The organism is Streptomyces sp. NPDC058291, assembly GCF_042880855.1.
Classification (GTDB): Bacteria; Actinomycetota; Actinomycetes; order Streptomycetales; family Streptomycetaceae; genus Streptomyces.
Genome location: NZ_JBHVYK010000064.1, coordinates 18,425 through 37,010 on the forward strand (window position 1 = coordinate 18,425; position 18,586 = coordinate 37,010).

13 protein-coding genes, 1 tRNA gene and 1 pseudogene are annotated in these 18,586 nt (G+C 74.6%); 11 read left to right on the forward strand and 4 right to left on the reverse strand.

Annotated features, from left to right (window positions below):
- Positions 1–240: 240 nt before the first annotated feature.
- The 6 genes from ACFVYK_RS27285 to ACFVYK_RS27310 all read left to right on the forward strand — a co-directional run bounded on the left by ACFVYK_RS27285 (position 241) and on the right by ACFVYK_RS27310 (position 8,574).
- Complete coding sequence (locus ACFVYK_RS27285) at positions 241–1,872, forward strand: beta-N-acetylhexosaminidase (RefSeq protein ID WP_389778545.1); 1,632 nt, start codon at positions 241–243, stop codon at positions 1,870–1,872.
- Between the two features lie 250 nt (positions 1,873–2,122).
- On the forward strand, positions 2,123–3,016 hold the full coding sequence (locus ACFVYK_RS27290; protein WP_389778547.1) for an FAD binding domain-containing protein: 894 nt from the start codon (positions 2,123–2,125) through the stop codon (positions 3,014–3,016).
- Positions 3,013–4,746 (forward strand): 2Fe-2S iron-sulfur cluster-binding protein, encoded by a 1,734-nt coding sequence (locus tag ACFVYK_RS27295; RefSeq protein ID WP_389778549.1) that lies wholly within the window; start codon positions 3,013–3,015, stop codon positions 4,744–4,746. The genes ACFVYK_RS27290 and ACFVYK_RS27295 overlap by 4 nt, the downstream gene beginning before the upstream one ends.
- A complete protein-coding gene (locus ACFVYK_RS27300; protein WP_389778550.1) occupies positions 4,743–7,052 on the forward strand; it encodes a xanthine dehydrogenase family protein molybdopterin-binding subunit in 2,310 nt (769 codons plus the stop codon). Before ACFVYK_RS27295 ends, ACFVYK_RS27300 begins: the two co-directional genes overlap by 4 nt.
- Entirely contained in the window at positions 7,049–7,180 is a 132-nt protein-coding gene (locus ACFVYK_RS27305; protein WP_389778552.1) for a hypothetical protein, read from the forward strand. The genes ACFVYK_RS27300 and ACFVYK_RS27305 overlap by 4 nt, the downstream gene beginning before the upstream one ends.
- Before the next feature lie 212 nt (positions 7,181–7,392).
- On the forward strand, positions 7,393–8,574 hold the full coding sequence (locus tag ACFVYK_RS27310; protein ID WP_389778554.1) for an SUKH-4 family immunity protein: 1,182 nt from the start codon (positions 7,393–7,395) through the stop codon (positions 8,572–8,574).
- A gap of 66 nt (positions 8,575–8,640) precedes the next feature.
- Here the strand turns inward: ACFVYK_RS27310 and ACFVYK_RS27315 are convergent.
- Positions 8,641–8,712 (reverse strand) — tRNA-Cys (locus ACFVYK_RS27315).
- 216 nt (positions 8,713–8,928) lie between these two features.
- Here ACFVYK_RS27315 and ACFVYK_RS27320 point away from each other — a divergent pair.
- The 4 genes from ACFVYK_RS27320 (at position 8,929) to ACFVYK_RS27335 (ending at position 14,486) form a co-directional block, all read left to right on the forward strand.
- Positions 8,929–10,407, forward strand: coding sequence for an MFS transporter (locus tag ACFVYK_RS27320; protein WP_389778556.1), 1,479 nt, complete (start codon positions 8,929–8,931; stop codon positions 10,405–10,407).
- A 391-nt stretch (positions 10,408–10,798) separates the two neighbouring features.
- A complete protein-coding gene (locus tag ACFVYK_RS27325) occupies positions 10,799–12,598 on the forward strand; it encodes a DEAD/DEAH box helicase (protein ID WP_389778557.1) in 1,800 nt (599 codons plus the stop codon).
- Positions 12,599–13,001: 403 nt separating this feature from the next.
- Positions 13,002–13,652, forward strand: a complete 651-nt coding sequence (locus ACFVYK_RS27330) for an IclR family transcriptional regulator (protein WP_389778559.1) — start codon at positions 13,002–13,004, stop codon at positions 13,650–13,652.
- A gap of 42 nt (positions 13,653–13,694) precedes the next feature.
- Positions 13,695–14,486 carry a S16 family serine protease gene (locus ACFVYK_RS27335; RefSeq protein ID WP_389778561.1) on the forward strand — a complete coding sequence of 264 codons (792 nt, stop codon included), beginning with the start codon at positions 13,695–13,697 and terminating at the stop codon, positions 14,484–14,486.
- Between the two features lie 245 nt (positions 14,487–14,731).
- Here ACFVYK_RS27335 and ACFVYK_RS27340 read toward each other — a convergent pair.
- Positions 14,732–14,959 (reverse strand): annotated as a pseudogene (locus ACFVYK_RS27340) (ABC transporter permease); the annotation flags it as partial.
- Positions 14,960–14,965: 6 nt separating this feature from the next.
- Positions 14,966–15,460, reverse strand: a complete 495-nt coding sequence (locus ACFVYK_RS27345; protein ID WP_190147443.1) for an Lrp/AsnC family transcriptional regulator — start codon at positions 15,458–15,460, stop codon at positions 14,966–14,968.
- A 125-nt stretch (positions 15,461–15,585) separates the two neighbouring features.
- On the opposite strand from ACFVYK_RS27345, the gene hppD reads away from it, so the two are divergent.
- A complete protein-coding gene (hppD, locus tag ACFVYK_RS27350; RefSeq protein WP_389778563.1) occupies positions 15,586–16,731 on the forward strand; it encodes a 4-hydroxyphenylpyruvate dioxygenase in 1,146 nt (381 codons plus the stop codon).
- Between the two features lie 400 nt (positions 16,732–17,131).
- Here the strand turns inward: hppD and ACFVYK_RS27355 are convergent, their stop codons facing one another.
- Positions 17,132–18,523 carry a tetratricopeptide repeat protein gene (locus tag ACFVYK_RS27355; RefSeq protein ID WP_389778565.1) on the reverse strand — a complete coding sequence of 464 codons (1,392 nt, stop codon included), beginning with the start codon at positions 18,521–18,523 and terminating at the stop codon, positions 17,132–17,134.
- Between the last annotated feature and the right edge of the window lie 63 nt (positions 18,524–18,586).

An 18,586-nucleotide genomic window follows, 5' to 3' on the forward strand; every position in this document is an offset into this window, starting at 1 on the left:
TGAGGCCCTCGGGACGCGCTCCGGCGCGTTCGAGGGCCTTCGGCGTGTCCGCCGTCGCGCCGGGCGCGTCCCAGCGGCCGACGAAGACGACCGTCCTGCGCCTGGACCGGCGCCGGTGACCGCGACCTCTGTCGCGACCGTGCCCGCCTCCGCGACCCGCCTGACGCGTTCCGGTTCCGGTTTCCTCGTACTCGCACAGCGACGCCCGGTCCGCGGACCCGGCGCAGCGGTCAAGGACTGATGATGGATCTCATTCCGGCGCCCCGGCGCAGCACCCCCGACGACCGCGGCCCGGGCCGTCTGGACGCGCAGACCCGGCTGGAGGCGGGGCCCGGCACGGAGGGCGTCGCCCGCTGGCTGCGGGCGACGATCGGCGCCGCGACCGGCTTCCCGCTCGCCGGGCACGGCGACGGCGAAGGGCGCATCCGGCTGTCCGTCGACCCCGGGCTGCCCCCGGAGGGGTACCGGCTCAACCTCGGCGGGCCTGAGCAGCTGGTCGAGGGCGGCAGCGCGGCCGGCGTCTTCTGGGGGGCGCAGACCTTGCGGCAACTGCTCGGCGCCGACGCCTTCCGCCGGGCCCCGCTGCGCCCCGGCCGGCACTGGGACCTGCCGGCGGTCACCGTCGAGGACGCCCCCCGCTTCCGCTGGCGCGGGCTCATGCTCGACGTGGCCCGGCACTTCATGCCCAAGGAAGGGGTCCTGCGCTATCTGGACCTGATGGCCGCGCACAAACTCAACGTCTTCCACTTCCACCTGACGGACGACCAGGGCTGGCGCGTGGAGATCAGGAGGCATCCCCGGCTGACCGGAACCGGGTCCTGGCGGCCGCGCTCGAAGTCCGGCCATCGCGCCTCACCCCTGTGGGACGAGAAGCCGCACGGTGGCTTCTACACCCAGGACGACATCCGGGAGATCGTCGCCTACGCCGCCGAGCGGCACATCACCGTCGTCCCGGAGATCGACGTGCCCGGCCACTCGCAGGCCGCGATCGCCGCGTACCCGGAACTCGGCAACACCGACGTCCGTCCCGCGTCCGGTGCGGGCGGCGGGCCCCCCGCCGTGTGGGACACCTGGGGGATCAGTCCCCATGTGCTCGCCCCCGCCGAGAGCACCCTGCGCTTCTACGAGGGGGTGTTCGAGGAGGTGCTGGAGCTGTTCCCGTCGGAGTTCGTGCACGTGGGGGGCGACGAGTGCCTCAAGGACGAGTGGCGGGCCTCTCCGGCCGCGCAGGCGCGCCTGCGGGAGCTCGGGCTCGCCGACGAGGACGAACTGCAGTCCTGGTTCGTCGGCCACTTCGACCGGTGGCTCTCCGCGCGCGGGCGTCGGCTCATCGGCTGGGACGAGATCCTGGAGGGAGGCCTCGCGCCGGGGGCGACCGTGTCGTCCTGGCGGGGCTACGCCGGGGGGATCGCGGCCGCCCGGGCCGGGCACGACGTCGTCATGTGCCCCGAGCAGCAGGTCTACCTCGACCACCGGCAGCACGACGGCCCGGACGAGCCCGTGCCGATCGGCTATGTGCGCACCCTGGAGGACGTCTACCGCTTCGAGCCCGTTCCCGCGGAACTGACGCCCGAGGAGGCGCGGCACGTGCTGGGCACGCAGGCCAATCTGTGGACCGAGGCGATGGAGGACCAGGCGCGCGTGGACTACCAGGCGTTCCCCCGGCTCGCCGCCTTCGCCGAGGTCGCCTGGAGCGCGCTGCCCGCCCCGGCGGAACGGGACTTCGCCGGCTTCGAGCGGCGGATGGAGGCCCACTACCGGCGGCTCGACGCCCTGGGCGTCGGCTACCGTCCGCCCTCCGGGCCCCGGCCGTGGCAGCGCCGGCCCGGCGTCCTCGGGCGTCCGATCGACGGCCCGCCCCCGGACCGGTGATCCCCGGCCACCGCGAGAGCGCACCGGGAGAAACCCCGGCAGGGTCACCGAAAAGTGCCAATGCGGGCGCACCGGCGATGCCGTCCGAAAACGGACCATCGCCCGGGTGAGGTGGGCGAACGCCTCCTGGCGGACCCCCGCGTTCTGGTGTGGCGAAGATGTGCCAGAGTTGCCACGTCCGCCCTGTCAGCACGTACCGTACGGCAACACAGGTGGGACCAGGTGGGGCAGCGGGAAGGGGCAGCCGGTTTTGAGCACGCACGCACCGCAGGCGGCGCAGGCCGTCACGCTGCCCACGACACTGGACGAGGCCGTGGCGGCGCTGGCCGCCATGCCCGCCGCCGTGCCCGTGGCCGGTGGCACCGACCTCATGGCCGCGGTCAACTCCGGGCAGCTCAGGCCCGCCGGACTGGTCGGCCTCGGCCGGATCAGCGAGATCCGCGGCTGGCAGTACCAGGACGGCCACGCACTGCTCGGCGCCGGACTCACCCACGCGCGCATGGGCCGCCCCGACTTCGCCGCCCTCATCCCGGCCCTCGCCGCCGCCGCGCGCGCCGCGGGGCCGCCGCAGATCCGCAACGCGGGCACCCTGGGCGGCAACATCGCCTCGGCCTCGCCCACGGGCGACGCGCTGCCGGTGCTGGCCGCCCTGGAAGCGACCCTGATCATCGCGGGCCCGGGCGGGGCCCGCCGGGAGATCCCGGTGTCGCACCTGCTGGCCGGCGTGGACATGCTGCGCGGCGGCGAACTCATCGGATACGTGCGCGTGCCGCTGCTGCACGCCCCGCAGGTCTTCCTCAAGGCCACCGGCCGCACCGGCCCGGGCCGTGCGATGGCCTCCGTGGCGCTGGTCCTCGACCCCGCCCGGCGCGGCGTCAGGTGCGCCGTCGGCGCCATAGCGCCGATGCCGCTGCGGCCGCTGGAGGCCGAGCAGTGGATCGCCCGCCTGATCGACTGGGACAACAGCCGCGCCGTCGTCCCCGAGGCCCTGACCGCCTTCGGGGAGTACGTGGCGGCCGCCTGCATCCCCGACCCGACGCCGGGCATGGACGGCTCCGTCCCCGAACTTCCGCCCGCCGTACTGCACTTGCGGCGCACCGTCGCCGCGCTGGCCCGACGAGCACTGGGGAGGGCGCTGTCGTGACCGACGACCAGCACGGACCCGGACACGGACAGGACAACGGGCAGGACCAGGGCGCGCCGCAGGGCGGCAGCCGCTGGGACCCGCTGCCCCAGGGGGACTACGACGACGGCGCGACCGCCTTCGTCAAGCTCCCCGAGGGCGGCATCGACGCCCTGCTGGCCGCCCGCGGGAACAGCCCGCTCGCGGCGCCCGGCCACGGGTACGTGCCGCCGCAGATAGCGGCCACCCCGCCCGAGGACCCCTCCGCGACCTGGGCCGCCCCGGCCGGCGCCGGCGACTGGCCGGCCCCGCAGGGCACCCCGCAGACGGTCGGCGACGACCGCTTCACGTACCACCCCGGCGCGACCGGCCAGTGGGCCTTCGACGACACCGCGGCGCCCCCCGGCGCGCCGCACTCCGCGCATCCCCCCGGCCACGACGTGACCGGTCAGTGGTCGATCCCCGTCGCGGGCGGCGACCTGCCCGACGAGTCCGGCGAGTTCACCACGTCCTCGCTCGTCGAGCAGTGGGGCGGCACGCCCCCCGCCACCCTGCCCGGCGGCGCGTCCGCGCCCTGGGCGACGGGCGGGCCCGACCCGGCGGAGACCCCCTGGGCTCCGCACGCCGACGAGGCGGGCCTTCCCGCCGGGTCCGCGCCGGACCAGCCCCCGTTCGGCCACGCGCCCGAGCACGCGCCCCCGCACGGCGGCGCCGGCCACGCGCCGGGACACGACCCGGCGGGCGCGGAACCCGACGGGCGCCGCCCCGCTCCCGAGCCCACCGACCCGCACGCCTCCGGCACGTACGCCCCGGAGATCTCCGCCGAGGCGTACACGGTGGCCCACGACGGCCCCCTGGAGACCGCCCGGCGGGCCGCCGGGGCCGAGGACGGCTCCGACCCCGCGGGCGGCCCGGACCGCGTCCACGAAGCCGTCCACGCGCCCGCGGACGCGCCCGCCCCGTCCGACGCCCACGACGACGCCCCCGACGGCACGCCGCACGACCACGGGACGGACCCGGAGACCGACGCCGCCGGGACGGACCCGGAGGAAGCCCCGGCGGGCCCCGAGACCGCCGCGGCCCCCGACGACGCCCCGCCGCCGCTCCACGAGGAGCACCCCCTCGCCGCCTACGTGCTGCGCGTCAACGGCTCGGACCGGCCCGTCGCCGACGCCTGGATCGGCGAGTCGCTGCTCTACGTGCTGCGCGAGCGCCTCGGCCTCGCCGGCGCCAAGGACGGCTGCTCGCAGGGCGAGTGCGGCGCCTGCAACGTCCAGGTGGACGGCCGGCTCGTCGCCTCCTGCCTGGTCCCGGCCGTCACCACCGCCGGCAGCGAGATCCGCACCGTCGAGGGCCTCGCCGTCGACGGACAGCCCTCCGACGTGCAGCAGGCGCTCGCCCGGTGCGGGGCCGTGCAGTGCGGCTTCTGCGTGCCCGGCATGGCGATGACCGTCCACGACCTGCTGGAGGGCAATCCCGCCCCCACCGAACTGGAGGCCCGGCAGGCCCTGTGCGGCAACCTCTGCCGCTGCTCGGGCTACCGGGGCGTCCTGCAGGCCGTCCAGGACGTCGTGGCCGAACGCGAGGCGCACACCGCCGCGGAGGCCGAGACGGACGGCGACGCGGCCCGTATCCCCCACCAGGCGGGTCCGGGCGGCGGCGGCGTCCACGTGTCGGCGTTCGAGAACCCGGCCCAGCCCCACCCGCACGACCCCGCATACGGACAGAGCCAGGACGGAGGCCAGGCGTGAGCAACGAAGCAGTCGTGGCCACGAGCCCCGTGGAGGCCGCCGCGCCCCCCGAGCCGCTCCCGCACGGCATCGGCGTCTCCCTGCAGCCCGCGGACGCCCGCGCGAAGACCGAGGGCACCTTCCCGTACGCGGCCGACCTGTGGGCCGAGGGCCTGCTGTGGGCGGCCGTGTTGCGCTCGCCGCACCCGCACGCGCGCATCGTGTCCATCGACACGTCCCACGCGCGGGAGATGCCCGGCGTACGGGCCGTCGTCACCCACGAGGACGTTCCCGGTCGCGCCCTGCACGGCCGCGGCAAGGCCGACCGGCCGGTGTTCGCCTCCGACGTCGTGCGCCATCACGGCGAGCCCATCGCGGCCGTCGCCGCCGACCACCCGGACACCGCGCGGATGGCCGCCGCGGCCGTCATCGTCGAGTACGAGGTGCTCGACCCGGTGATCGACCCCGAGCTGGCCTTCGAGGCCGAGGCCCTGCACCCGGACGGCAACCTGATCCGGCACATCCCGCTGCACCACGGCGACCCGGCCGCGGTCGGCGAGATCGTCGTCGAGGGCCAGTACCGCATCGGCCGCGCCGACCCCGCCCCGATCGGCGCCGAGGCCGGCCTCGCCGTGCCCCGCCCCGACGGCGGGGTGGAGCTCTACCTGGCCTCCACCGACCCGCACTCCGACCGGGACACGGCCGCCGCCTGCTACGGCCTCGAACCCGAACGGGTGAAGGTCGTCGTCACCGGCGTGCCCGGCGCCACCGCCGACCGCGAGGACCAGGGCTTCCAGCTCCCGCTCGGGCTGCTCGCCCTGAAGACCGGCTGCCCGGTGAAGCTCACGGCCACCCGCGAGGAGTCCTTCCTCGGCCACGCCCACCGGCACCCGACCCTCCTGCGCTACCGCCACCACGCCGACGCCGGGGGCCGGCTGGTGAAGGTCGAGGCGCAGATCCTGCTCGACGCCGGCGCGTACGCCGACACCTCCGCGGAGGCCCTGGCCGCCGCCGTCTCGTTCGCCTGCGGCCCCTACGTCGTCCCGAACGCCTTCATCGAGGGCTGGGCGGTGCGCACCAACAACCCGCCGTCGGGCCATGTGCGCGGCGAGGGCGCGATGCAGGTGTGCGCCGCCTACGAGGCGCAGATGGACAAGCTGGCGAAGAGACTCGGCGTCGACCCGGCGGAGCTGCGACTGCGCAACGTCATGGCGACCGGCGACGTCCTGCCGACCGGCCAGACGGTGACCTGCCCCGCCCCCGTCGCCGAACTGCTGCAGGCCGTCCAGGAGTTCCCCCTCCCGGCGCTGCCCAAGGACACCCCCGAGGACGACTGGCTGCTGCCCGGCGGCCCCGAGGGCGCGGGCGAACCGGGCGCGGTCCGCCGGGGCGTCGGCTACGGGCTCGGCATGGTGCACATGCTGGGCGCGGAGGGCGCCGACGAGGTCTCGACGGCGACCGTGAAGGTCCAGGACGGCGTCGCGACGGTCCTGTGCGCGGCGGTCGAGACCGGCCAGGGCTTCACGACCCTCGCCCGTCAGATCGTCCAGGAGACGCTCGGCGTCGACGAGGTGCACGTGGCCCCCGTGGACACCGACCAGCCCCCCGCGGGCCCCGGTTGCCGCGGCCGGCACACCTGGGTCTCCGGCGGAGCGGTGGAACGCGCGGCCAAGATGGTCCGCACCCAGCTGCTGCAGCCCCTGGCGCACAAGTTCGGCATGTCCACGGAGCTGCTGCAGATCACCGACGGCAAGATCACCTCGTACGACGGCGTCCTGTCGACGACCGTCACCGAGGAACTGCACGGCAAGGAGCTGTGGGCCACCGCGCAGTGCCGCCCGCACCCCACCGAGCCGCTGGACGCCGCCGGTCAGGGCGACGCCTTCGTCGGTCTCGCCTTCTGCGCGATCCGCGCGGTCGTGGACGTCGACATCGAGCTGGGCTCGGTGCGGGTCGTGGAGCTCGCGATCGCCCAGGACGTCGGCCGGATCCTGAACCCGGCCCAGCTGACCGCCCGCATCGAGGCGGGCGTGACCCAGGGCGTCGGCATCGCGCTCACCGAGAACCTGCGCACCCCGCGCGGTCTGATCCGCCACCCCGACCTCACCGGTTACGCCCTGCCCACGGCCCTGGACGCCCCGGACATCCGGATCGTCAAACTGGTCGAGGAGCGGGACGTGGTCGCGCCGTTCGGGGCGAAGGCCGCCAGCGCGGTCCCGGTGGTGACCTCGCCCGCGGCGATCGCCTCCGCCGTGCGCGCGGCGACCGGCCGCCCGGTGAACCGGCTGCCGATAAGGCCGCAGGCAGCCGTGGTGACGGACCGGTGAGCGAGCCGGATCCGGACCCCGGACAGCGGTACGAGCCCCCGCCGGGCCCGGGCAGGCTGCTGGCCTGGATCCTGCTGTTCGTGGCGGCGGCGGTGGTCGTGGTGTGGGGCGGCGTCTACTTCACCTGAGCGTCCGCCCGGGCGCCGGGCGGCGAACGGGCCGCGGCGGAACCGGGGAACCCGCGGGGCCGCCCCGGCGTCTGTCAGTGCGGGGCCGGGGTCGGGGCCGGGTGTGCTGGGGCCTGCCGGGTGTGCCGTCGCAGGTCACGGCCGTTGTCAGTGGGTCCGCATAGGCTGCGGAGCAGTGGGACGGCGCACGCAACTTTCCGCACGGGGGACCGATGGGCACCACCAGGACCACCACCAGGACCACCATCACAGCGACGAAGACGATCACCGCCGAGATCACGGCGAAGATCACCAAGAAGATCACTCCCGCCGAGGACGAGCTGAACCCGTACGACACGCACCTCCCGAAGCACCACTGGCCGACCGGCCCGGGCCTGCCCGGAGTGCCGGGTGACGGCGTCCCGCTGGCGTCCGGGGCGCCGCAGCCGGGCCGCCCGCGCACCGACCGCCCGCGCGCGGTCGCGGACCCGACGGGCGCTCCCGAGGGCCGGGTGACCGTCCTGCTCGCCGGGATTCCGGGCGCGATCTCGACCCCGTACTTCCTGCATGACGGCCCCGACCCGATGGACCCGCGTCCGCCCGCGCCTCCGCTGGAGAAGCTGGAGCGCTGCGCCACGGCGGTGGACGAACTGGCTGCCCTGCGCGGCCAGTTCACCTCCTACGCGGCCCGGCTCGGACCGGAGGCGGCAGTGCAGGCCTCGCGGCGACTGCTGGCGGTGTTCGAGGCGGCCGCGGCCGAGGCGGACGACGTCGTCGACGCCGCCGGCACGGCGGGCGTCCGGCGCGTGAACGGCGGGTCCCGCCGACCGGGCGGGCCCGGCGCCCCCGGCCTCTTCTGGCAACTTGCCTCGGTGGTCCGCCCGCTGGCTCCGGTGGCCGGCCCGGGCACCACGTCCGGCCTGGCGCTCGACCTGCCGATCCGCCTCCTGGACGACGAGTTCGGCTCCGGCGCGGTCGTCCGCTTCGAGGACGTCGACGTCCCCGAGGCGCTCACCCACGCCCCGACCCGTCGCTTCCTGCGCGGGAGAGGCCTGCCGGAGGAAGGCGCCGGGTTCTCGCTGGCGACGGACGCGCCGTTGCAGACCCTCGCCGAGCACGGCGCCGACCGCGGCGCCGAGCGGCTCCCGGCCGGCGCCGACCGCCTGATCCGGCTGGGCCGCCTCCGGGAGGACATCAGCCTGGTCGTCGACGGCTGCACGGGCGCGGTGCTGACCTGGAGCGGGCCCGGCCTCGGCCTGCGCCCGCTCAACGCGGACATCTCCACCCTGGCCTTCACCCTCTGGCTGCTCCGGCGCGAGCGGGGGCCGGCCGCGGTCCGCGCGCTGACCGAGGCCTACGACCGTCTCGCCGAGACGATGTGCCGCACCCTGGCCGCCGCCGACCCGGTCGCGTGACAACCGGGAAGGGCGACACCCCCGAAGGAGTGCCGCCCTCTCGTTCGGCCTGGTCAGGCCAGTCAGAGGCCGTGGCGGGAATTGAACCCACGTACCTCGCTTTGCAGGCGAGTCCCTAAGCCACTCGGGCACACGGCCAGGTCGTCCGGGGTGGTGGCCCCGTCCGAACTCGGTACGTCGACCGTACGGGCGGGGCGGGAACGGGCTCAAGGGGGACGCGGGGTACGCAACGGGACTGCCACACGCCGTTCATGAAACCGGACGGCGGGGCGGCGGTCGTAGGACCAAGGTCCCGGGCGCGAACCCGTCCTCCGACAGGGGCCGATGTCGGTCGTGCCCCTTACGCTGACCACCATGGCCGCCCTCGAACCCCGCGACACCGGTGTCGCAGACGAAGCCCTGTCCCGCGCCGTGAGCCATGACGACGAGGGGACCGTCCTCGGGCGGGCCCATCGGGCCCTCACCGTCGGGATCGTCTCCGTGGTGCTGCTCATCGCCTTCGAGGCGACCGCGGTGGGGACCGCCATGCCGGTCGCGGCGCGGGACCTCGACGGGGTGTCGGTGTACGCGTTCGCGTTCTCCGGCTACTTCACGACGAGTCTGTTCGGGATGGTGTCGGCCGGGCAGCTGTCGGACCGGCGGGGGCCGCTCGGGCCGCTCGCGGGCGGGATCGCGGCCTTCGCGGCGGGGCTGCTGCTCTCGGGGAGCGCCCAGGTCATGTGGGTGTTCATCCTCGGGCGGGCCGTGCAGGGACTGGGCGGCGGGCTGGTGATCGTCGCGCTGTACGTCGTCGTCGGACGGGCCTACCCGGAGCGGCTGCGGCCCGCGATCATGGCCGCGTTCGCCGCCTGCTGGGTCGTGCCGTCCGTGGTCGGGCCGCTGGCGGCCGGCGCGGTGACCGAGCACCTGGGGTGGCGGTGGGTCTTCCTGGGAATACCCGTCCTCGTCGTCGGGCCGCTCGCCCTGGCGCTGCCCCAGATACGCCGGCGGGCGGGCGGACCCGTGGAGGGGGCGGACGTCCCGCCCTTCGACCGGCGGCGCATCCGGCTCGCCCTCGCCATCTCGCTCGGCGCGGGGCTCCTGCAGTACGCCGCCCAGGACCTGCGGCCGGTCTCGGCGGCGTCCGCCGCCGCGGGGCTGGCGCTGCTCGTGCCCGCGGTGCGCGGGCTGCTGCCGCGCGGCACCTGGCGGGCGGCCCGCGGCCTGCCCTCCGTGGTGCTGCTGCGCGGCGTGGCCGCCGGGTCCTTCATCGCCGCCGAGTCCTTCGTGCCCCTGATGCTGGTGACGCAGCGGGGGCTGAGCCCGACCCTGGCCGGGTTCTCGCTCGCCGCCGGCGGCGGCACCTGGGCGCTGGGGTCGTGGCTGCAGTCGCGGCCCTGGGCGGAGCCGTACCGGGAGCGGCTGATGGCCCTCGGGATGGTGCTGGCGGCCGCCGCCATCGCCGCCGCGCCCAGTGTGCTGCTGCCTGCCGTGCCCGCCTGGACCGTGGCCGTCGCCTGGGGCTTCGGCTGCTTCGGGATGGGGCTGGTCATCTCCTCCACCAGCGTGCTGCTGCTCAAGCTGTCCGCCCCGCAGGAGGCGGGGGCCAACTCCGCCGCCCTGCAGATCTCGGACGGCCTGTCGAACGTGCTGCTGCTGGCCGTGGGCGGCGCGGCCTTCGCCGCGCTGGGCGGCGGCGGCGTCGCGCACACGCCGACGGCCGCGGCCGCCGACGGCGCCTCGCATCCGGCCGCCTTCGCCGCCGTCTTCCTCCCGATGGCCGCGGTGGCGCTCGTCGGAGCCTGGGTGACGACCCGCCTGCACGCCCGGCGCCCGCACCCGTCCGCCGGATGACGGCGGTCCGGATGACGGCGGTCGGAATGACGGCGGTCCGGATGACTGCGGTCGGATGACGGCGGCCGCCGGCGGCCGTCCCGCACGCGTGCCCGATGGTCCCGCGAACCGGCTACGACCTGGTCATGGACGTGGCGCCGGGGGTGCGGAGCGCGTGGTCCCGGTGATCGCGGAGCGGCTGCGGGGGCTGTGACCTGGATCCCACCCGCGGGCGAGCGCGCGTCGTTCGCGCGTCGACACCGCCGGGCCGCCGGTAGGGTGGCCCGGTTGTCATACACAGCCGAGCCCCTCGTCGACGAAGACGCCGCCCACCCGTCCGCCGCCACCCGCTGCCGCCCTATCCGACGCGCTTCGCGCGGACCCTCTTGATTCGACCCCGAACCCGGAGACCGTGACCATCACCGCCGCCACCAGCTCCTCCTCCCACCACCTGTCGCCCGCTTTCCCCGGCCGCGCCCCCTGGGGCACCGCCGGCAAGCTGCGCGCCTGGCAGCAGGGGGCGATGGAGAAGTACCTCCAGGAGCAGCCGCGCGACTTCCTCGCCGTCGCCACACCCGGCGCCGGCAAGACGACCTTCGCGCTGACCCTGGCCTCCTGGCTGCTGCACCACCACGTCGTGCAGCAGGTGACCGTGGTCGCGCCGACCGAGCACCTGAAGAAGCAGTGGGCGGAGGCGGCCGCGAGGATAGGGATCCGGCTGGACCCCGAGTACAGCGCCGGGCCGCTCAGCAAGGACTACCACGGCGTCGCCGTGACGTACGCGGGCGTCGGCGTGCGGCCGATGCTGCACCGCAACCGGAGCGAGCAGCGCAAGACCCTCGTCATCCTCGACGAGATCCACCACGCCGGAGACAGCAAGTCGTGGGGCGAGGCCTGTCTGGAGGCGTTCGAGCCGGCCACGCGGCGGCTCGCGCTCACCGGCACGCCGTTCCGCTCCGACACCAACCCCATCCCCTTCGTGACGTACGAGGAGGGCAACGACGGGATCCGGCGGTCCGCCGCCGACTACACCTACGGGTACGGGTCCGCGCTCGCCGACAACGTCGTCCGGCCCGTCATCTTCCTCTCCTACAGCGGCAACATGCGCTGGCGGACGAAGGCCGGCGACGAGATCGCCGCCCGGCTCGGCGAGCCGATGACCAAGGACGCGGTCAGCCAGGCCTGGCGCACCGCCCTCGACCCGCGCGGCGAGTGGATGCCCAGCGTGCTGCGCGCCGCCGACCAGCGGCTGACCGAGGTCAGGAAGGCCATACCGGACGCCGGCGCGCTCGTCATCGCCTCCGACCAGGACTCCGCCCGCGCCTACGCCAAGCTGATCCGTGAGATCACCGGGTCCAAGGCGACCCTCGTCCTCTCCGACGACGCCGGCGCGTCCAACCGCATCGACGAGTTCAGCGGCGGCACCGACCGCTGGATGGTCGCGGTGCGGATGGTGTCCGAGGGCGTCGACGTGCCGCGTCTCGCGGTCGGGGTGTACGCCACGACCATCTCCACCCCCCTCTTCTTCGCCCAGGCCGTCGGCCGCTTCGTGCGGTCCCGGCGGCGCGGCGAGACCGCCTCCGTCTTCCTCCCGACCGTGCCCGACCTGCTCACCTTCGCCAACGAGATGGAGGTCGAGCGCGACCACGCCCTCGACAAGCCGAAGAAGGAGGGCGAGGAGGATCCGTACGCCGAGTCCGAGAAGGAGATGGACGAGGCGAACAAGGAGCAGGACGAGGACACCGGCGAGCAGGAGCAGTTCGCCTTCGAGGCGCTGGAGTCCGAGGCCGTCTTCGACCGGGTGATGTACAACGGCGCCGAGTTCGGCATGCAGGCCCACCCGGGGAGCGAGGAGGAGCAGGACTACCTCGGCATCCCGGGCCTGCTCGAACCCGACCAGGTGCAGTTGCTGCTGCAGAAGCGGCAGGCCAAGCAGATCGCGCACAGCAGGAAGAAGCCCGACACCGAGGCCGACCTGCTCGAACTGCCCGCCGAGCGGCGGCCGGTCGTCTCCCACAAGGAGATGATGGAGCTGCGCAAGCAGCTCAACACGATGGTCGGCGCGTACGTCCACCAGAGCGGGAAGCCGCACGGCGTGATCCACACCGAACTGCGTCGGGTGTGCGGCGGACCGCCGAGCGCGGAGGCGACGGCGGGACAGCTGCGGCAGCGGATCGCCAAGGTGCAGGAGTGGGCGACCCGCATGAGGTGAGGCCGCCCGGCCGCCGCCCCGCCTCCCCTCCTGCTCCCTCCCCTCCCCTCCCACCCTGCTCCCTCCCCCTCCCGCGTCCCTCCTCCTCTTCCTCCCTCCCCGTGGGGGGCGCGCGTCAGTTGCTGTGCTCTGTGCGTATCGGGATAAATGCAGGTAGTTGCCACCGGGCGTTGACCGGATTCTGGACGGAGCCTTCCGCTCAGCGAACCTGCTTCGCTACTGTCCCGCTACGCACACGCCCCGTGGCAGCGCCGCCGCGGAGCGCAGCCGTGAAGCGACCGGGCCCGGACACGCCGGGCCCGTCTGTCGATCGGCGGCCTCTGTAGCGCGTCACTGACGGGACTCGGTGACGCATCCGCCGCGATGGAGGCCCGCCGACCTCACCACTTAAGGAGTGGGCGTCGTGACCGCGGAGACCTCCCAGACGCTCGATCGAGGCCTGAAGGTACTCAAGCTGCTGGCCGATACGGACCACGGGCTGACCGTCACCGAGCTTTCCAACAAACTGGGCGTCAACCGGACCGTCGTGTACCGGTTGCTCGCCACTCTGGAGCAGCACGCCCTGGTCCGCCGCGACCTGGGCGGCCGGGCCCGGGTGGGCCTCGGCGTGCTGAGGCTCGGCCGCCAGGTGCACCCGCTGGTGCGGGAGGCCGCGCTGCCGGCGCTGCGCTCGCTGGCCGAGGACATAGGGGCGACCGCGCATCTGACGCTGGTGGACGGGACCGAGGCGCTCGCCGTCGCCGTCGTCGAGCCGTCCTGGACGGACTACCACGTGGCCTACCGGGCCGGGTTCCGGCATCCGCTGGACCGGGGGGCGGCCGGCCGGGCGATCCTCTCCGCACGGCAGAAGGCGGCGCGTTCCGCGGACGAGCCCGGCTACACCCTGACGCACGGCGAGCTGGAGGCCGGCGCGAGCGGCGCGGCCGCACCGCTGCTGGGGGTGACCGGCGTGGAGGGCAGCGTGGGCGTGGTGATGCTGGCCGACGCGGTGCCCGAGCGGGTGGGCCAGCGGGTCGTGGACGCGGCCCGGGAAGTGGCAGAGGCCCTGCGCTGACCGGCGGCCGGCCGCGGGACGCCGCCGCGTTAGATTGACCCCGTGCTCTCACGCCTCTCACGCCCCCAGGCCCTCGCCGTCTGCGCGCTGCCCCTCGTGGCGCTGCTCGCCACGGCCGCCTTCGCGCCGCTGCCGTTCTCGGTGGCGCAGCCGGGCATCACGGCGAACGTCCTCGGCGAGAACAAGGGCGCTCAGGTGATCACCATCTCCGGCGCGCCCACCAGGCACACCACCGGGCAGCTGCGGATGACGACGATCGAGGCGACCAACCCCGACACCACGGTGAGGCTCGCCGACGTCGTCGACGGCTGGTTCCGCTCCGACCAGGCGATCATGCCGCGCGACTCCGTCTACCCCAGCGGAAAGAGCACGAAGGAGATCGAGCAGCACAACACCGAGCAGATGCGGCAGTCCCAGGACGCCGCGACCGAGGCCGCGCTGAAGTACCTGGACCTCGGCGACGACGACGTCAAGGTCACCCTGAAGCTGGCCGACGTGGGCGGGCCCAGCGCCGGCCTGCTGTTCTCGCTCGGCATCGTCGACAAGCTCGACGGCGACGGCAGCGGCGGCGACCTGACGGGCGGCCGCACGATCGCCGGCACCGGGACGATCGACGCCCGCGGCAAGGTCGGCGCGGTCGGCGGCGTCGCCCTGAAGACGCAGGCCGCCCGGCGGGACGGCGCGACGGTGTTCCTCGTGCCCGAGGACGAGTGCCGTGACGCGAAGTCCGAGCTGCCCGCCGGGCTGCGGCTGGTCCCCGTCACCACGTTGCAGGGCGCAGTCACGGCGTTGGTCGCGCTGGAGCACGGCAAGGGCTCGGTCCCCGCCTGCTGACCGGCCGCCACCGCCCGAACCCCTCGTCCCTCGCCACTCCAGCGCCACCTGGTGCGCAGCGCCCCGGCGAGGCGTCACACCTCTCTCCCCGCCCGGATCTCCAGGGTGACGTCGTCGACGGACGGCTCGGGGCTGCCCCCGATACCGCTTGGTGAGGTTCTCCGGCTCGATGGACGCGCCGTGCGAGTCAGCCACGGATCCCCCTGGGAATCGTCAGGCGTCCGACGACGACGTACGCGGCGTCGAACAGCAGGGCCGGCACGGCCGATCATCGCGAGCGAGGGGACCGTCAGGACGGTCGAGGCGGCGGTGGTGGCCAGGCCGCCCGCCCAGGCGCTGCGGTGGGCGACGATCCCGATCAGCACTCCGATCACCGTCGCGGCGGCCGTGCAGAGGAAGACGACACCGGCGTGCTGCCAGGCGTCGGTGAGCAGTTGCCGGTGCCGGCTGTCCAGGTACTCCCAGAAACTCAACACTGCTCACCCCACAGGTCTGCCAGGCCCTTCCCGGTCGTCCGCGGCCTGCTCCACCAGCGGGATGATCCGCAGCGGAACGGGGTTCTCCATCACGATCGCGGTGGAGGCCCGGACGATGCCATCAAAACCGACGACCCGGTCGATGACCCGCTGGAGATCGGCGTTCGAGCGCGCCACGAGCCGGCAGAGCATGTCCCCGCTGCCGGTGGTGGTGTGCAGCTCCAGCACCTCCGGCACGGAGGCCAAGTGCGCCCGGACGTCCGCCCCTTGGCCCTGTCGGATCTCCAGCGTGGCGAACGCGGTGACCGGGTAGCCGAGCGCCGCCGGATCGACCTGCGGCCCGAAGCCCCGGATGACTCCGTTCGACTGAAGCCGGTCCAGCCGCGCCTGCGCCGTTCCGCGGGCCACGCCCAGCCGCCGGGACATCTCCAGCACCCCCAGCCGCGGCTCCCTGGCCAGCAGCACGATGATCCGTCCGTCCAGATGGTCGATCGCCATGCCGCCCGCCTCCGCGATGGTCATCCTGTACAGAAAGCCCGTCGAAACCGCCCCGCCGCTGAACAGGTTGCCCAGCGATGGAGCGAACTATTGCGCACCTTGCCGAGCGGGGCGACCCTTCGGCTATGACGCAGACCACACACCACGCTCCCGACACCGCCCGGCAGGCCGACCCCTTCCCGGTGAAGGGCATGGACGCGGTCGTCTTCGCCGTGGGCAACGCCAAGCAGGCGGCGCACTACTACTCCACCGCCTTCGGCATGACACTGGTCGCCTACTCCGGACCGGAGACGGGCAGCCGCGAGACCGCCTCCTACGTGCTCACCAACGGCTCGGCCCGCTTCGTCCTCACCTCCGTCATCAAGGCCGCCACCCCCTGGGGCCACTTCCTCGAGCGGCACGTGGCCGAGCACGGCGACGGCGTCGTCGACCTCGCCATCGAGGTGCCGGACGCCCGCGCCGCCCACGCCTACGCCGTCGAGCACGGCGCGCGCTCGATCGCCGAGCCGTACGAGCTGAAGGACGAGCACGGCACGGTCGTCGTCGCCGCGATCGCCACCTACGGCGAGACCCGCCACACCCTCGTCGACCGGTCCGGCTACGACGGCCCCTACCTCCCGGGCTTCGTGAGCGCCGACCCGATCGTCGAACCCCCCGCGCACCGCACCTTCCAGGCCGTCGACCACTGCGTCGGCAACGTCGAGCTCGGCCGGATGAACGAGTGGGTCGGGTTCTACAACAAGGTCATGGGCTTCACCAACATGAAGGAGTTCGTGGGCGACGACATCGCCACCGAGTACTCCGCCCTGATGTCGAAGGTCGTCGCCGACGGGACGCTCAAGGTCAAGTTCCCGATCAACGAGCCGGCCATCGCCAAGAAGAAGTCCCAGATCGACGAGTACCTGGAGTTCTACGGCGGCGCCGGCGTCCAGCACATCGCGCTCAACAGCAACGACATCGTGCAGACCGTCCGCACGATGCGCGCGGCCGGCGTGCAGTTCCTCGACACCCCCGACTCCTACTACGACACCCTCGGCGAGTGGGCCGGCGAGACCCGCGTCCCCGTGGAGACCCTGCGCGAGCTGAAGATCCTCGTCGACCGCGACGAGGACGGCTACCTGCTGCAGATCTTCACCAAGCCGGTCCAGGACAAGCCGACCGTCTTCTTCGAGATCATCGAGCGCCACGGCTCGATGGGCTTCGGCAAGGGCAACTTCAAGGCCCTGTTCGAGGCGATCGAGCGCGAGCAGGCCAAGCGCGGCAACCTGTAGCCGGCCAGCGGGCCGGCGTGCTGCCTGCCCGGGCAGGCAGCACGGGCAGGCAGGCAGCAGGACCGCCGGGCAGCCGACCCGCTGAGGCAGCGGCGCAGCAGGACCGCCGGGCAGCCGACCTGCTGGGCAGCCGACCTGCTGGGCCAGCGGCGCAGCCGGACCGCCGGGCAGGTGGTCAGTCCGGCAGGCAGCGGCCGGGCAGCCGACCCGCTGGGGCAGCGGGGCAGCCCGCCCGGCAGGGCAGTCGGTCGGCCGGCCCGGCAGACTGCCCGGACAGGCAGCCCGGGCGGGCAGGCAGGCAGCCGGACCGCCGGACCGCCGGGCAGTCGGCCAGTCAGCCCGGCAGGCAGCCGGCCGGGCAGTTGACCCCCCTGAGGCAGCGGGGCAGCCCGCCCGGCATTCAGTCGGGCAGGTCCGCGGGGGCCGGCTCGTCGCCCAGTTGTGCGGCCGCTGCCCGGGCCACCGGCCCGAGCAGCGGCGAGAAGTACGGGTTGATCTGCAGCGCCTCCCGCAGATGCCGCCGGGCCGGCTCCTCCCGGCCCAGCTTCCGCTCGATCATCGCCAGGTGGTAGACGTACGGCGCGCTGCGCATCGCGCCCCCGTGCACCCGGTCGGTGGCGATCGCGGCGAAGGGCAGGGCCTCCTCGTCCTGACCGGCCCGATGCAACGCCCAGCCCAGCGCGTCCGTGACCGCGATCGCCGGCTGCCGGTGCCACTCGGCCCGCAGTCGCCGCACCGCCAGGGCCGCGTCCCCGTGGTCCGCCTCCAACCGGCCGAGCACCAGCTCCCCGTCCACCCCGCCCGCCGCCTCCTGGCGCACCAGCGCCCGCACCTGGTCGTAACTCACCCGCGCCGCCTGGGCGAGCCCCAGCGACTCGTACAGCTCGCCCAATTCCAGCGCGTACTGCGGCGACGGCTGCTTGCCGAGCGCCGTCCGGTACGCGCTCAGCGCCTCCGACGTGCGCCCCAGCGCCGCCAGCGCCCGGCCCTGCCCCGCCTGCGCGGCCCGCATGTCGGGGTCCAGCCGTACCGCCTCCTGGAAGTGCCGCAGGGCGCTCTCCCGCTCGCCGCGCTCCCAGGCGAGCTGTCCGCCCCGCTCCAGCCAGGCCGCCTGCTCGGCGGGGGAGCCGGCCCCCGCCGCCGCGTCCGCCAGCGCCGCCTGCGCGTCCTCGCGCCGGCCCCGGTCCCAGTACACGCCCGCGGCCCGGGCCCGCACGACCGGCCCCGAGTGCAGCGCCGTCAGCCGGTCGAGCGCCTTGCCGGCCTTCTTGTAGTCGCCCAGCCCGGTGTACGCGTCGATGAGCTGCGCGTACGTCGTCCAGCGCCGGGGCGCCGCCTTGCGCGCGGCCTCGCCCCAGGCCAGGGCCGCCGGGAAGTCACGGCGCGCGTTGGCCAGCGCGGCCAGACCTCCCAGGGCGTCCGCGTTGTTCTTCGGACGCGCCTTCAGCGAGGTCCGCAGCGCCCGTTCGGCCTTGGGGTACAGCGCGGCCACCGCGGCGGTGCGCCGGCCCTGCTCCAGGTAGGCGGCGCCCAGCACCGCCCAGGACCGCGCGTCCTTCGGATGCGCCCGCACCCGGCTCTCGCGCTCGGCGACCAGCTCCGCCAGATCCGCGAGCGCCGCCGGCGTCCCCGCCCGGACCGCCGACCCGGCCTGCGCCCCGGGAGCGGCCACGGGCGCCCGCCCGGCCGGTCCCTCGCCGGGCAGACACCACAGCACCCCGCCGCCCAGCGCGAGACACCCCACGAGCGACCCCACGATCAGCCGCCGACGAAACCAAGGGACCTTCTCCATGGCGCTCACTGTGCGTCAGTACGACGACCCCGTGACGTCGGCGGCGGGGTCCGGCGGGTGGGG